Annotated in this window: 15 protein-coding genes; 10 read left to right on the forward strand and 5 right to left on the reverse strand. The window is 54.5% G+C overall.

From position 1 onward, the window contains the following. Positions 1 to 198 precede the first annotated feature (198 nt). Both ACVKSX_RS18410 and alaC read left to right on the forward strand, forming a co-directional pair. Entirely contained in the window at positions 199 to 723 is a 525-nt protein-coding gene (locus tag ACVKSX_RS18410; RefSeq protein WP_354438094.1) for a GNAT family N-acetyltransferase, read from the forward strand. A 117-nt stretch (positions 724 to 840) separates the two neighbouring features. Then, the gene (gene alaC / locus ACVKSX_RS18415) at positions 841 to 2,073 is read left to right on the forward strand and encodes an alanine transaminase (RefSeq protein ID WP_033744233.1); all 1,233 of its coding nucleotides are present in this window, start codon (positions 841 to 843) and stop codon (positions 2,071 to 2,073) included. 51 nt (positions 2,074 to 2,124) lie between these two features. On the opposite strand, the gene ypdK is transcribed toward alaC, so the two are convergent. The 3 genes from ypdK to ACVKSX_RS18430 all read right to left on the reverse strand — a co-directional run bounded on the left by ypdK (position 2,125) and on the right by ACVKSX_RS18430 (position 5,031). Then, a complete protein-coding gene (ypdK, locus tag ACVKSX_RS18420) occupies positions 2,125 to 2,199 on the reverse strand; it encodes a membrane protein YpdK (protein WP_099257831.1) in 75 nt (24 codons plus the stop codon). Between the two features lie 202 nt (positions 2,200 to 2,401). Further along, positions 2,402 to 3,430, reverse strand: coding sequence for an HlyD family secretion protein (locus ACVKSX_RS18425; protein ID WP_010257869.1), 1,029 nt, complete (start codon positions 3,428 to 3,430; stop codon positions 2,402 to 2,404). 2 nt (positions 3,431 to 3,432) lie between these two features. Further along, positions 3,433 to 5,031, reverse strand: a complete 1,599-nt coding sequence (locus ACVKSX_RS18430) for an MFS transporter (protein ID WP_045139782.1) — start codon at positions 5,029 to 5,031, stop codon at positions 3,433 to 3,435. Positions 5,032 to 5,180: 149 nt separating this feature from the next. Here ACVKSX_RS18430 and ACVKSX_RS18435 point away from each other — a divergent pair, with 149 nt between their 5' ends. The 5 genes from ACVKSX_RS18435 (at position 5,181) to ACVKSX_RS18455 (ending at position 9,186) form a co-directional block, all read left to right on the forward strand. Further along, entirely contained in the window at positions 5,181 to 5,966 is a 786-nt protein-coding gene (locus ACVKSX_RS18435) for an IclR family transcriptional regulator (protein WP_010257875.1), read from the forward strand. A 7-nt stretch (positions 5,967 to 5,973) separates the two neighbouring features. Continuing rightward, complete coding sequence (locus ACVKSX_RS18440; protein WP_010257878.1) at positions 5,974 to 6,426, forward strand: universal stress protein; 453 nt, start codon at positions 5,974 to 5,976, stop codon at positions 6,424 to 6,426. A gap of 9 nt (positions 6,427 to 6,435) precedes the next feature. Further along, positions 6,436 to 7,242: a hypothetical protein gene (locus ACVKSX_RS18445; protein ID WP_010257881.1), complete on the forward strand. Its 807-nt coding sequence runs from the start codon at positions 6,436 to 6,438 to the stop codon at positions 7,240 to 7,242. A 274-nt stretch (positions 7,243 to 7,516) separates the two neighbouring features. Further along, positions 7,517 to 7,798, forward strand: a complete 282-nt coding sequence (locus ACVKSX_RS18450) for a putative periplasmic lipoprotein (protein WP_010671379.1) — start codon at positions 7,517 to 7,519, stop codon at positions 7,796 to 7,798. A 512-nt stretch (positions 7,799 to 8,310) separates the two neighbouring features. Continuing rightward, positions 8,311 to 9,186, forward strand: coding sequence for an SMP-30/gluconolactonase/LRE family protein (locus tag ACVKSX_RS18455; RefSeq protein ID WP_022624175.1), 876 nt, complete (start codon positions 8,311 to 8,313; stop codon positions 9,184 to 9,186). A gap of 38 nt (positions 9,187 to 9,224) precedes the next feature. Here ACVKSX_RS18455 and ACVKSX_RS18460 read toward each other — a convergent pair whose 3' ends face one another. Beyond that, positions 9,225 to 10,451 carry an L-lactate MFS transporter gene (locus ACVKSX_RS18460; RefSeq protein WP_022624176.1) on the reverse strand — a complete coding sequence of 409 codons (1,227 nt, stop codon included), beginning with the start codon at positions 10,449 to 10,451 and terminating at the stop codon, positions 9,225 to 9,227. A gap of 285 nt (positions 10,452 to 10,736) precedes the next feature. Between ACVKSX_RS18460 and ACVKSX_RS18465 the strand changes: the two genes are divergently transcribed. After that, positions 10,737 to 10,970, forward strand: coding sequence for a hypothetical protein (locus ACVKSX_RS18465; protein ID WP_010257893.1), 234 nt, complete (start codon positions 10,737 to 10,739; stop codon positions 10,968 to 10,970). Positions 10,971 to 11,006: 36 nt separating this feature from the next. On the opposite strand, the gene ACVKSX_RS18470 is transcribed toward ACVKSX_RS18465, so the two are convergent. Next, a complete protein-coding gene (locus tag ACVKSX_RS18470; protein ID WP_050679758.1) occupies positions 11,007 to 11,906 on the reverse strand; it encodes a DMT family transporter in 900 nt (299 codons plus the stop codon). 177 nt (positions 11,907 to 12,083) lie between these two features. Here ACVKSX_RS18470 and ACVKSX_RS18475 point away from each other — a divergent pair, with 177 nt between their 5' ends. Together ACVKSX_RS18475 and tssB are read left to right on the forward strand one after the other, a co-directional pair. Beyond that, positions 12,084 to 12,953 (forward strand): helix-turn-helix domain-containing protein, encoded by an 870-nt coding sequence (locus ACVKSX_RS18475; protein WP_187506598.1) that lies wholly within the window; start codon positions 12,084 to 12,086, stop codon positions 12,951 to 12,953. Between the two features lie 565 nt (positions 12,954 to 13,518). After that, entirely contained in the window at positions 13,519 to 14,019 is a 501-nt protein-coding gene (tssB, locus tag ACVKSX_RS18480) for a type VI secretion system contractile sheath small subunit (protein WP_010671384.1), read from the forward strand. The last annotated feature ends 2 nt before the right edge of the window (positions 14,020 to 14,021 follow it).

Here is a 14,021-nt window from a genome sequence, read left to right on the forward strand (position 1 = left end):
GTCCCGATCAATCACGGTGGGAGTTAGTGCTTCAGATCAATTTTTACGGCATATGGGCAAAAAGAGGAAAGGTTGAGTGCATTAAAGGGGAACAGTTTTTCGCCCTGCAGAGGCTGGTCGCTAAGGTGGTGTTTTGCTATGTTGCGCGATGAGGTGCGCCAGTGACCGCTGGAAAACCGCGCCCATCGGGAGCAGCAGATGCAACTAGTCACCGCCAGATTAACCCTGAGTAAATTACAGCCAGAAGACTGGCAACTGTTTCGTGCCGTCCATGAAGATCGCGACACCATGACCTGGGTGAGCGAAATCCCCGATGAAGCGGATATCCGCCAGCGCTTCACCGAGCGTCTGGCCCCCTGGCAGGCGAGCAGTTTTCATATGCTCTGCCTGGTTGCGCGACGTCGTGACAATGGTGAGCCGATTGGCCTGTTTGGCTGCAGCCCCGAATGGGAGCCATACCGTCAGGCGGAGGTGGGCTATATGCTGCTGCATTGCCACTGTGGGCAGGGATATGGCAGCGAAGCCCTGGCTGCGCTGTGCAAGTTTTTGCTTGAAGCCGATTTCCACAAACTCAAAGCGATGGTGATTGAAGGGAACTGGGCGTCACGCCGTATTCTGGAGAAAAACGGCTTTCAGCTGGAGGGCACGCTACGGGATAATTATCTGCTGAACGGCTGCTGGGTGAACGATTGGCTGCTGGGGCGGCTGAATCCGCAAAAATAAAAATATTTTCCGCCACCCTCGACAAAATGATCCTCGCCACGTTATGTTCGTAACGGGTCACCACAGTGACCCGCGTCGCTCGGACGGTCCGGGCGCTTACGTAATCCAGAGGACATCATGGCTGATAACAGCACACCCCGTCGTTTCTCGCGTATCGAACGCTTACCCCCTTACGTTTTCAACATCACCGCTGAACTGAAGATGGCTGCGCGTCGGCGCGGCGAAGATATCATCGACTTTTCAATGGGCAACCCGGATGGCCCGACTCCGCCGCACATCGTCGAAAAGTTATGCCAGGTGGCGCAGCGTGACGATACCCACGGTTATTCCACTTCTCGCGGTATTCCGCGCCTGCGCCGGGCGATCTCGCGCTGGTACGCCGATCGCTATCAGGTTGAGATCGATCCTGAATCAGAGGCGATTGTCACCATCGGTTCCAAAGAGGGGCTGGCGCACCTGATGCTGGCGACGCTGGATCACGGTGATACCGTGCTGGTGCCCAATCCCAGCTATCCGATCCATATCTACGGTGCGGTGATTGCCGGGGCGCAGGTACGCTCGGTGCCGCTGGTGGCGGGTGTCGACTTCTTCAATGAGCTGGAACGCGCCATTCGCGAGAGCTATCCCAAGCCAAAAATGATGATCCTTGGCTTCCCGTCCAACCCCACCGCACAGTGTGTGGAGCTCGACTTTTTCGAACGGGTGATTGCGCTGGCGAAGCAGTACAACGTGCTGGTGATCCACGATCTGGCCTATGCCGACATCGTCTACGATGGCTGGAAAGCGCCATCGATTATGCAGGTGCCGGGCGCGCGTGATGTCGCCGTCGAATTCTTTACCCTGTCAAAAAGCTACAACATGGCAGGCTGGCGCATCGGTTTCATGGTGGGCAACAAAGAGCTGGTCGCCGCGCTGGCGCGAATCAAAAGTTATCATGACTACGGCACCTTTACGCCACTGCAGGTGGCGGCGATTGCGGCGCTGGAAGGGGATCAACAGTGCGTGCGCGACATCGCAGAGCAGTACAAACGCCGCCGTGATGTGCTGGTCAAAGGATTGCATGAAGCGGGCTGGATGGTGGATAACCCGAAAGCCTCAATGTACGTCTGGGCAAAAATACCGGACCATTACGCACATCTGGGGTCGCTGGAGTTTGCCAAGAAACTGCTGCAGGAGGCGAAAGTCTGTGTCTCGCCCGGTATCGGGTTTGGCGACTATGGTGACACGCACGTGCGTTTTGCGCTGATAGAGAACAGCGATCGTATTCGTCAGGCGGTACGGGGAATTAAAGCGATGTTTCGTGCCGATGGCATATTGCCAGGCAGCATAAAAATGGAAGAAGAACGCTGACAGCCAGCAGGGGCGACTCAGGGGTCGCCCCGTGGCGGCACTGTCACGCCATTACTTCAGCAGCAGAACAAAGGTTCCGAACCAAAGTAACGCGAAAAAAGATATTCCCATCAAGGCATATTTCACAAAGCAACTCCTCTGAGCGGTTACGATGATGGCGATCCCAAACCAGTGCAACGCGAACAGATGTGGAAAAGAGATCGCCATTTACAGTCATGGTCTGCTCTTTTCCGGGTTGATCTGAATAACTCAGAACAGGATCGAGCGCTAATTTACGCGGAATCCTCCCCAAATGAAATAGGTCCGTTCTGAGATAATGCTCACAATTTTACGGCACTTCGATTTCAGGGATCGCCGACATGCCTACACGTAACTGAGCCAGATGCTGTTGGTCGCCATCCAGCACAATTTTCACCGGCAGACGTTGAACGACTTTAGTGTAGTTGCCGGTGGCGTTATCGGGAGAGATCGCCGAAAAAGTTGCGCCAGTGGCCGGTGCGATGCTGTCCACATGACCGGTAAAGGTCTCGCCCGGCAGGGCGTCCACCCGAATCCGCACCCGCTGGCCGGGACGCACATCGCTTAACTGCGTCTCAAGATAGTTAGCGGTAATGTAGGTTTGCTGCAGTGGCACCACCGCCAGCAGACGGGTGCCGGCTGATACGTACGCGCCGGTCCGCACCGAGCGCTGACCTACCATGCCGTCAACGGGCGCAGTAATGCGCGTGTAGGAGAGATTCAGCCTGGCCTGATCGACGCTGGCCTTCGCCGCTGCAACGTCTGCTTCTGCTGAACGCACCGCCGCCTGTAGCACTCCCACCTGTTTTACTGCTGACGCCAGCGCGGCCTGACTCTGATGCACGGCTGCCAGCGCCGAGCGCTGGTTTGAGCTGGCTTTCTGCTGATCGTCGGCTGCCACGGTACCGCTTTTATAGAGGCGGTTATAACGATCGGCGCTCTGACCGGCATACTGCGCAGAGGCTTCGCTGGCCGCGACGCTGGCTTTCTGCTGATCAATCACCGACTGCTGCTGCTCCAGCTGTGCCTGGCTGCTCAGCAGTTTCGCCTGGCTCACCTGCAGGTCAGCCTCCGCACTCTCCAGCGCCACACGATAGTCACGATCGTCCAGCGTCGCCAGCAGCTGACCCGCTTTGACCTGCTGATTATCCTGCACCTGCACATGGCTGATGTAGCCCGAGACTTTCGGTGCCACAAGGGTGTAGTCCGCATTGACGTAAGCGTCGTTGGTGCGGTGATCGTTGCCGGTCATCAGTGACCAGACCACAAAAGCGATGGCCAGTAACACCAGCAGCAACAGACTCAGCAGCAGGGTTCTTTTCATTTCGAAAGCACGCATATTCAGTTATTCCGGGAAGGGTTTTGAATCAAAGTTTGAGGCGGCCACACCCGTTTTGGCAGGATGGCGGTAAGCAATAACAGGCAGGCGGCAAAGCCGGTCAGCATCAGCCAGCTGTCGCTCAGACCAAGGATCGTGGCCTGATGCCTGACCAGGGAAGCGAATCCGCTGAGATTATCGGCGGCGCTGATGCTGCCATCCGGCAACAGCGGCAAGCTGCTGCTGGCCTGACTGGCCGTCGGCGCTGTCATCAGCCAGCTGCGACTGGCCGCCTGATTAATCAGCACACTGGAGTGAAACTGCTCACGATGCGAAAGGAAAACCTCAACCAGCGTAGAGGCAGCGATGCTGGAAAAGCCGCGCACCGTATTAAACATCGCCGAGGCAAACGGGCCTTCTGGCGGGGCCACAACGCTGGTGGCGCTCATCAGTATCGGCAAAATGATCATCGGTTGTCCGAACGCCTGCAGGATCTGCAGCAGCCAGAAATTCTGTCTCGCCCAGTCACTGGTGATCTGTGTGCCCAGCAGACAGGAGGTCACCAGCAAGCCAACGCCCGCCGTCAGCATCCAGCGGCAGTCGATCCAGCGGATATTCAGCAGGGCCGCAATCAGCGGTGCGATCAGCAGCTGCGGCAGGCCCACCGCCAGCGCCAGCGGGGCAAACTCAAGGGTGCGAAAGCCGCTGACCTGAGCAAAATAGGCCGAAGGCAGCGCGGAGCCAGAAAGCCCAAGGATGAGCACGCAGGCCAGGCCCAGCAAGCCATGCGCCAGATTTGGCCGTCGGAGCATCTGCAATTTAAACAGCGGCAGCGGGTGAAACCACTCATTAATCAGGAAAACCAGCAGCAGCGGCAGCGCGGTGAGCAACATACCGGTAATCAGTGGCGAGTTCAGCCAGTCGAGGCGTTCACCCTGGGTCAGCACCAGAATCAGCAGCGCAACACCACTGCAGCCGGTCACCATGCCGAACAGATCGATCTGCTGAAAGCGTTCCGGTCGCAGCGGATCCTGGGGCAATCCCCATCCTGTCAGCAGCATAGCGATCAGCATCAACGGCACGACCTGCCAGAACACCATCATCCAGCTGACGTGATCGGTCCACAACGAGGCCAGCGAGGCCGCCATATTGGGGCCAAACGTCGCAGTCAGGGCATAGCCCGCCAGGCCAAAAAGTTTAAAGGGCGGCGGCAGAAAGCGCAGGGCGACCGTCATCAGCATTGGCGGTAAGGCGCCGCCAAACAGGCCCTGCAATACGCGCAGGCTGATAAATAGCGTCGGATCCCGCACCAGCGGCAGCAGAATGCCAGTCAGCATAAATCCCGCCGACACGCCTAACGTAAAACGCCGCAGCGACAGGGTGACGGCAAACCAGGGCGCAATCATCATGGCGGCCACTTCTGCCGCCTGATAGCCAGAGATAATCCAGCTACCCTGATCGTAACTGATGCCGATCGCGGCACGGATATCGGCCAGCGCGATATCACTGACGCGATCGTTCAGCCCGGAGGTCAGGGCGGCGATGAGCACGCCGACTAATCCCAGTGCCAGTTGCAGTGTAAAAGGATGAGGGGCCGGCGCGGCGGCAGGCATAGCGTTCATTGCAGGCGATCTCGTTATTATGATGCAGTGTACTGCGATGTGATACAGATCGTAATATTACATCCCGGTATACTGTATTGCAATGTGGTACAGGCTGTAAAAAGTGCGGCATTCGCGCTACAGTAAGGCAGCTCAAACAGGACGACGCTATGGCACATCAACCCTCCAGCCGCGAGGATGAAAAAACGGGCGGTATACAGGTCATCGCCCGTGCGGCAAAAATTCTTAATGCGCTTGGCGAACAGCCCGGCGGCATGAGCCTCGGTGAGATCGCTCAGGCGGTCGAACTGCCGCGCTCAACGGTGCAGCGTATTGTTGCCGCGCTCGACAGTGCAGAGCTGGTGCGCAGCAGCGGGGCGGGCGGACTGCGTCTGGGGCCAGCGCTGTTAAAACTGATCTCCAGCGTACATACCGATGTGGTTGATCTGGTCAGTCCGCTGCTGGAAAAACTCTCTTCCGACACCAATGAAACCGTCTCGCTGGCGCGCGCCAGCGGCAGTCAGCTGGCGATTATTCACCACGTGGTGGCGTCGCGTGAGCTTCGGGTGGTTCCGCATATGGGACTCAATCTGCCGCTCTACAGCACCTCCGGTGGACGGGCGTTGCTGGCGCTGGAGTGTGAAAAAGATGTACGGACGATCGTTGGCGACGCCTGGCAGGAGTTAACCGATATGACGGTGAAAACGCTGCCTCAGTTGCTGCAACTTATCAGGGAAGTGCGCGAAACCGGTATCGCCGTGGATCGCGGTGAAACGCTGGAAGGTATCTCTACCATGGCGTTTGCGCTGGATACGCTGTTTGGTCGCTTTTCTGTCTCTTTGCTGGTGCCTTCTGCACGTTTTCTGCGACACGAAGCCCGTTTTCGTGACGAGATGCTGAAGTGTAAAGAGGCACTGGTGCGTGAAATCGGCAAAGTCGCCGCGATAGAAGGATAAGCATTCGATGAAAACCCTGCTGATGGCCATTGATCACTCTCCGGTAGCGGAAAAAGTGGTCGCCTTAACCATTGAAGAAGCGCTGGCGCATCGCGCCGAGGTGGTCGTGCTGTGCTGCGTCGATCCCGCTTACTCCTCCTGTAATCAGCCAATGGAAATCGATGCGGGTGAAGATCCGGCCGATTTTGTGGCTGCGCAGGATGAGCAGAATACGGCAGAAATGGTGGTGCGCCATGCACTGGCTCCGTTACTGCGCGCGGGCATTAATGCGCGGGGCATGATTCTGGCGGGTGACGCGGCAGATACTATCGTTGCCCAGTCGCAACAGCTTAAGGCCAGCATGATTATCATGGGACGTCGCCATCTCTCCTCTTTGAATCGGCTGTTAAAAGGCTCGGTCAGCGCATCGGTTATTGAGCGTGCTCACTGTCCTGTGCTGATCGATGTGCGTAAGGATTAATCCCGCCGCATGAATGCTCTGCTTTTTATTACGCTGGCCGCGTTTGCGCTGCTGGCGCTGATTGTTATTGTGCTGATCAAAACCACCCGGCTGCGTTTGTGGCAGGGGCTGATCATCTTTCTGCTGCCCCTGATACTGGCGAATCTGCTCTGGTTCAGCTGGGTTGCGCCGCATCAGTTGCAGGCCAGTCAGCGTGAGCAGGCGGTAAATCAACTGGCAAAGATGCCCGGTTATCGGGTGCTGCAGACTCAGGAACCGGCGTTATGGCTGTTGCTGACCCAGGAGCTGACCCGGCGCATCCGGGCGGGGGAACCAGCTGAGAAGGCGACGGGCGAGCTACGTGGCTGGCTGATTGAGGTGATTAATCAGCGTCTGATGCGCGGAACTGATGCGGCGGTCGTCAACTATATCAGCGTCTCGGTTGAAGAGATGCGGGCGCTGAACCAAATCGATCCGGGCCTCTGCTTCCGTTATCTCTATCCGCAGGTGAGTGGTGGCATCAATCTGCTGACCACGCTGCCGCCGTCGCTGAATCGCAAAGAGGCGGACGCCATGGAGCAGCTGCTGCTGAACAGTCCATTGCCCGATCAGCCACTGGATAAGGCGCTGGCGCAGGATGATCTGCAAAAAATTGTCGCCCGGCTCTATCAGCAGTGGGGGGATAAGCTGCAGCAGCTGAATATGCCTGCCGACACGGCGGTTGATCGCTCATCGCTGTGTGCCATGTCGATTGATCTCTACAGCGCGATTCTGGCATTACCTGACAAGCGCGCCGCTAACCTGTTACGTAGAATGATTGCACTTACTGGCCAGTAAGCGGCAGCGGAATAGCGGAATAGCGGGCGAAAAAAAGCCCGCTAAGCGCGGGCAGGGAAGAGAGGAACAGATTTTTATTTTTGGCATTTCCTGGTGTGGTGCAGTCTTCGTTTTGTCTGAATGCATCTTGTCACGCCGTGAATGATAGTGATAGCCGTTTAATCGTATTACATTAATCGGTAAAAGCTTCTCAAGTTTTGAACTTTCGCGCATTAATCCTATGGATGCGCGGCATGCTGCGTCATAAACTGCGCGGCAACGTGAGGATAACTTAATGAAAAAACTAATAACCGGCGCACTGGCGCTGATTTTGCTGAGTGGATGTACTGCCAGCAAACCCGGGGCATTTGAACGTGTAGATGAAGATCCAGGCTCAAATACCGTGCAGTACCGTTTTGACCCGGTAAAGGTCAATCGTGATGCAATGAATATTGATCTGGCGAATTACTGCAGCAATAAAGGCTTTGATAAAGTCGAGGCGTTACCTGTGCAGGAGAGTCATATTCCGGGACTGCAGAAAGCGTGGTTCCAGTGTAATTATGCTGTAAAAAGCTAAATAAAACGGGCGGGATAATTATCCCGCCCTTAAAGTTTAATGCTTTTATTTTATGCTGTGTGACATCTTTGCCCGTTAGCGGCGATGGTGACCGCCATGATACCCACCGTGATAACCTCCATAGTAGCCTCCATGATATCCGCCGCCACCCCCGCGGTGCCAGCCATTGTCGTGTCTGGGGCTGATGATACAACCACTTAATAAGGTCATCAGCGCAACCACCGAAGCGACTTTAATTAATCTCTTCATCGGAAGCTTCTCCTCTTTTCCAATGACTATGACACTACGCTGGAAAAGTGGAGTGAAGATGCAGGCTTTGTAGAGTTATTTAAGAAGGTATGACGGAATATTTCAGAGTGCTGCGTTTTGCAGCGGAGAATAATAAAGAAATAAGAATGAACTGAATAGTAAATACTATCAAAGAGAATAGTCTCAAAATCAAGCGAAAATAATTCTCATTTGAAAGTTTTTACAACTACATTATTAGCATGTCAGTTCAATGGGAGAGAAACATGGCGCATGACGTTAAAAATATTCTGGCTTTACAGGCTGAACTGGGCGAATGCCCGCTCTGGTCAGTGGAAGAACAGGTGCTGTACTGTGTCGATATTCTGGCACCCGCCATTCACCGTTTTGATCCGGTCAGCGGTGAACTGCAAACCTTCCCGCAGGCGGAAGAGGTGGGATGCATCGGTCTGCGTGAGCAGGGCGGCCTGATAGCTGCATTGCGTGGCGGTGTCTGGCTGCTGGATGCGCAGGGCAAGCCAGAGAAAAAGATCGCAGAAAATCCCGGTGAGGCTGCGCAAAGCCGATTTAATGATGGCCGCGTTGATCCCTGGGGGAATTTCTGGTGCGGCAGCCTGTGGGAACCGCAGGACAAAAATGGCGGGCTGCTGTGCCGCGTGACGCCTGACCTGAAGCTGGAGGTCAAAGCGCGTGACATTAAAATTTCCAACGGGCTGGCCTTCTCTCCCGACCGGCGCTGGATGTATCACAGTGACACGCCGAATGAAGCGCTCTATCGCTATCCATTAAATGCGCAGGGCGAACCGGGCGAACGCACCCTGTTCCGCCGTTTCGACGCTAAAGGTGGATTGCCGGATGGTGCCGCAGTGGATAGCGAAGGATTTTACTGGTCCGCACAGTTTGATGGCGGTCGCGTAGTACGCATCGATCCCCAGAGCAGCGAAATCGTCGATGAGATCCTGCTGCCGGTGAAGTGGCCAACCATGGTGGCCTTTGGTGGCGCCGATCTTAAAACGCTGTTTATTACCAGTTCACGGGAAGATCGCACCGAAGAGGAGCTGGCACGCTATCCGCAGTCAGGCGATATCTTTGCGGTGGACGTCTCGGTGGCGGGCATGGCAGAGCCGCGATTCCGCGGCTAAACGTGAACGGGCCGCTCTGGCGCGGCCCGTCGTGATGGTTAATGACGTTGCAATACAGGTGTTGCTGTAACAGAACTCTGTGGTAAGCGGATGGTGAGTGACAGGAACAGGGAGATGACCAGCAGCGTCATAATCAGGCTGAAGGTGACGGTGAACCCGCCAAACAGCGAGGCGACCAGTGAGCCCAGCACGCTTCCGATACCAAATCCGAGATAGAGCAGACCATAGTTTTTTGTCAGGTTGTTGAGGCCGAAAAAGTCACTGACTAGCGACGGGAATACCGTGATGGTACCGCCAAAGCTGAAGGCTACACAGGCGAGTGACAGGAAGAAGGTGATCTCATTCATTCGGGTAAACAGCAGCACGCTCATCCCGATCAGCGACACGATTTGCGCCAGTGAAATAACCCGGATGCGCATCATTTTGTCAGACAGTATGCCCAGCACCAGACGGCCACTCAGGTTGGCAATCGCAATCACCGTTACCGCACTGGCAGCAGTCTGCGTAGTCAGATGCACCAGCCCTTCGCCGATATCTTTGGCAACGCCTATCACATAGAGACCGCTCATGCAGGCTGTCAGGAACATCAGTGCCAGCATCCAGTACTGAGGCAGACGCACCGACTGTGCCAGCGTGTAATCCCGCGCATGTTGCTGACCATTCGTGCTGCTCCCGGTATCCTGAAGGGGGGCATCACGCATCAGCAGTGCACCGAGGATAATCATCGACATCGCGAGCACGCCCCAGATCATAAAGGTCTGCTCCAGACCCACCGTTGCCAGCAACGCCCCGCAGATAAATTTGAATCCCAGACTGCCAAGACCGTAAGCGCCAATCGCACAGGCAGAGATCATCCCTTTGCGCTCCGGAAACCACTTCACGCAGTTTGAGAGCGTCATCAGGTAACCTGCGCCATCCGCCAGACCCACCAGCAGCCCGGCGCTGAAATAGAGCATCATCAGGTTATTAGCATGCGCAGTAAGCCAGAAACCCAGCGCCATCAGCACACCCGCCCCGATAGTGACGCGGCGTACGCCAAAACGTTCCTGTAATTTACCGGCCAGCGAGGAGGCAATAGCCAGCCCCAGACTCAGCAGACCAAACGAAAAAGCAACCTGACTGACCGTCGCATCCAGCTTCTGTGACAGCTGGCCGTTGAACAAACTCCATGTGTAGACTGACCCCAGTGCGAACTGAGTGATTACCGTTCCGAACAATGTAAGCCAGCGAGCACGCTGGTAAGAAGCCTGTTGAGTCTGGTTCATAATTTATCTCTCCCGTCCGGGAATCTGGAAACTGCGGTCAGAATAAAGCAGTGATTCGCGCGCGTGAGCAGTAAAGGCATGAACGGAACGGATCGGGGAATGAAATGCCATTCAGGCGGTATGAACGGCATCGGAGGGGGTTGGCAACGTCGCGTCAAAAGTAAGCAAAACGGCAGCTTAATGATTAAGCGTAATTAGCCGTAAGATAATGTTTCATTAAGATGATTCTGTGAGCAGGTTTACAGATTATTTGCCAGGCTAAGAGTTCACTTATCAGGAGGAAATATGAAAGACCGGACATATGAATCCAGCACCAGTGAGGATGAAGTTTGCTGCATCATCGGTCAGGCGGTGATTGAACTCAGTACAGAACAACAGCCTGTGACCAAATCGACGCTGGCATTAAAACTGCTGTCGATGGCCGATCGTGATAGTGACGATGAGCGTGTTCTGCTCTACTGGATTGCGCGTAAAGCGATCAATAAACCACAGAAACTCCTTCAGCAGCAGTGGGCATAACGCCCATCCGGACGCGGGCTTCAGCCCGCCTCCGCGTCAGATGATTATCCGGCGGCGACTTGCCGGCCAACGGGCAAACATCACGACATTGCCCAGTAAAATCATGACAAGGCCAGGGATGGCGCTGGCATGCCACTCATATCCTTCATAACGGGTAGAGAGTGCCAGCGCCACCAGCGGAAACAGCACCGTTGTATAGGCAGCCCGACTGGCTCCGATACGTCCCACCAGCGTAAAATAGGCCCCGAATCCCATCACCGATCCCACGATAGCCAGATAGATCAATGCCCCAAACCACTGTGTATTCCATGTCGGCTGCAGCGAAACACCCTGCAGCAGCGAGACCAGTGCCATGATCAGCGCACCGTATAACATGCCGTAACTGTTGGTTGTCAGCACGTCACGTTGCAGACGCTGATGCCGCTGACTGATCATATTGCCGAATGAAAATCCCAGGGTGCCCAGCGCACTTAACCCAATGCCCCACATCAAGCCGGCCGAGGCCTGAGTGCTGCGCAGATCGTGCCAGAACAACGCAACAATACCCGCCATGCCGAGCACTATCGCCGGAATCAGACGTGCGGAAGGGCGCTGACGGAAAAATATCCAGCTGTTAATGGCGTTATACATCACAGCCATAGAGAAAATGACCGACTCCAGTCCGCTGCTGATATAGCCAGAGGCGTAATAAAAGCAGACAAAGTTAAAGCCAAAAACGCAACAGCCCTGCAGCACACAGAAGAGGTGATCCTGCAGCGTCAGCCTGTGCAGACGCTTTATCAGCTTAAGCAGCAATAACATGACCAGCGAGGCCAGCAAAAAACGCCAGAAGACAGCGACAGTTACGGCGCTGATGCCTGCAGACTGTTGCGCATAAATCGCAATCCAGGTCGTGCCCCAGATCAGCACGACTGAGAGATACAAAAACAGGTTCATTACCAGATTCTCCACCGCAAAACGCCGAGTCTGCACCCGCAACGCTCCCTGGTCTTGCAGCGGATTGCGCAGGGTTTGCAAAATCTTGCGCATTTTTACTCTCTGTCCCGATGTGCTCTGTTTTCTGTCCCGCGCAATCCGTAAACTGGCACTCTGTTTATCTGAACTGATACCCCGATGAGTCGCTTCCAGACCTTTGACATGCTGCAACGACACAAAGCACAACTGCGCGATCAGGTGCAGCTTCACAGCGGCATTCAGCTGGCAGCCTGGTTTAATAGTGGCGATCGCGTGACAAACCTCAGCGACCATCACACGCTGAGCCTTTACGTGGCGGGCGGCTACGATACCTGGCATAAAACCCCGCATGGCTGGCGTAACGGTGGCGCACCGGACCGCTTCTGTCTGATGCCGGCAGGCACGGAATCGACCTGGGATCTGCGTGCGGATCTCGCCTTTGTTCATCTCTATTGCAGCGAGAACCAGCTACGGCAACTGGCCGAACGGGTCTGGGACCGCAGTCCGGCGCAGTTAAACCTGCATGAGAAAGTCTTTTCTGCTGATGACCGCATTACCCAGCTCTATCGACACTTTCTGCTGAGCAGCGACTGGCAACAGCCCGCCAGCCAGCTGACGCTGAGCAGCGCATCAACACTCTTGCTGACCCATCTGCTGCAGCACTACAGTGAAGTAAAGTGGCAACTGCCCCAGGTGCGGGGTGGACTGGCTCCCGCGGTATTACGGCGGGTTCTGGAATTTATTGAAACCCATCTCGATCAGCCTTTAACCCTGTCTGTGCTGGCGCAGGAAGCGGCATTGAGTGAGTTTCACTTTGCCAGAATGTTCCGTCATACCACTGGCGAGGCACCACACCAGTTCGTGATGCGCCGTCGTATGGATCGTGCAAGGATATTGCTTGAGCGGCCCGAGCTGACGCTGACCGATATTGCCCTTCAGTGTGGTTACCACTCTTCAGCCCACTTCAGCCATCGTTTCCGGCAGGTTTATGGCATGACGCCCTCAGCGTGTCGTCGGGAAAGTCGATGAACTTCTTAGCGGCAACAGGCACATTAGCAGCGTATAACAGTGCCACAAATCATTAACATAACTTATCATGCAAACTAACCCGTTTGGGCTGGTTCTCGTTTTCACTTTCTGCCGCTATCCTGTAAAAAAAGCATGAACCGCACTTTTTAGCATTGGGTAATTTCTCTGCTCAATCCCGCAATGAACTATTCACTGAAACATTTTTTAGTCCCAGCTATCATGCGCCTCACAGCCGAAATATTAAGAAAAATCTTATATATCAGATCAGTATAAGATATTTTCTGGCAAGATTACTTTGTTACATATGGTTACATATTATCATTTCCTTTAGCTGACCCACTATTTCTAAACTCGCGCCATGGGTGTTTATCTGAAAAATAAATTCAGGATTTACGCTCTTTCATCGCGTCATATCGCCAGTAAATGGAATGTACTCGCTTCTGACCGCAGGTCCTGCTTTTCATTGAATGTTTAATAGCAGGAATGTTTTATGGCAGGGTAAGCCATTCTTAATATTTGACACTGGCTGTGGCGGTTTCTATCACTCCATAGAACAGGGACAGCCATGTCTAACTCTTCCTTTCAGTCCGAAATACCCAAGGCACGTATCAATTTAAAACTTGATTTGCATACGGGCGGGGCGAGCAAGAAAACCGAACTCCCCCTGAAATTACTGGTGGCGGGCGACTTCAGTAATGGTCAGGAGTCCGCGCCACTCTCTGAACGCAAAAAAGTTAATCTGAACAAAAATAACTTTGACTCAGTACTTTCCGAATATTCCCCAAAAGTAAATCTCACCGTTAAAAACACGCTTGCCGGTGACGGTAGCGAAGACAATATCAATCTGACATTCCAGAGCATGAAGGATTTCACCCCTGAGCAGGTTTCCCGGCAGATCCCTCAGCTGAAGGCGATGCTTTCCATGCGTAATCTGCTTCGCGATTTAAAAGCTAACCTGCTGGACAATCAGGCTTTCCGGAAAGAGCTTGAAAAAATTCTGCTCGACCCGGCATTAAGCGCAGAACTCAGATCTGAGTTGTCTGCTCTGGCCCCTAAACAGCCATAACG

Source organism: Pantoea sp. PvP021 (assembly GCF_054056055.1).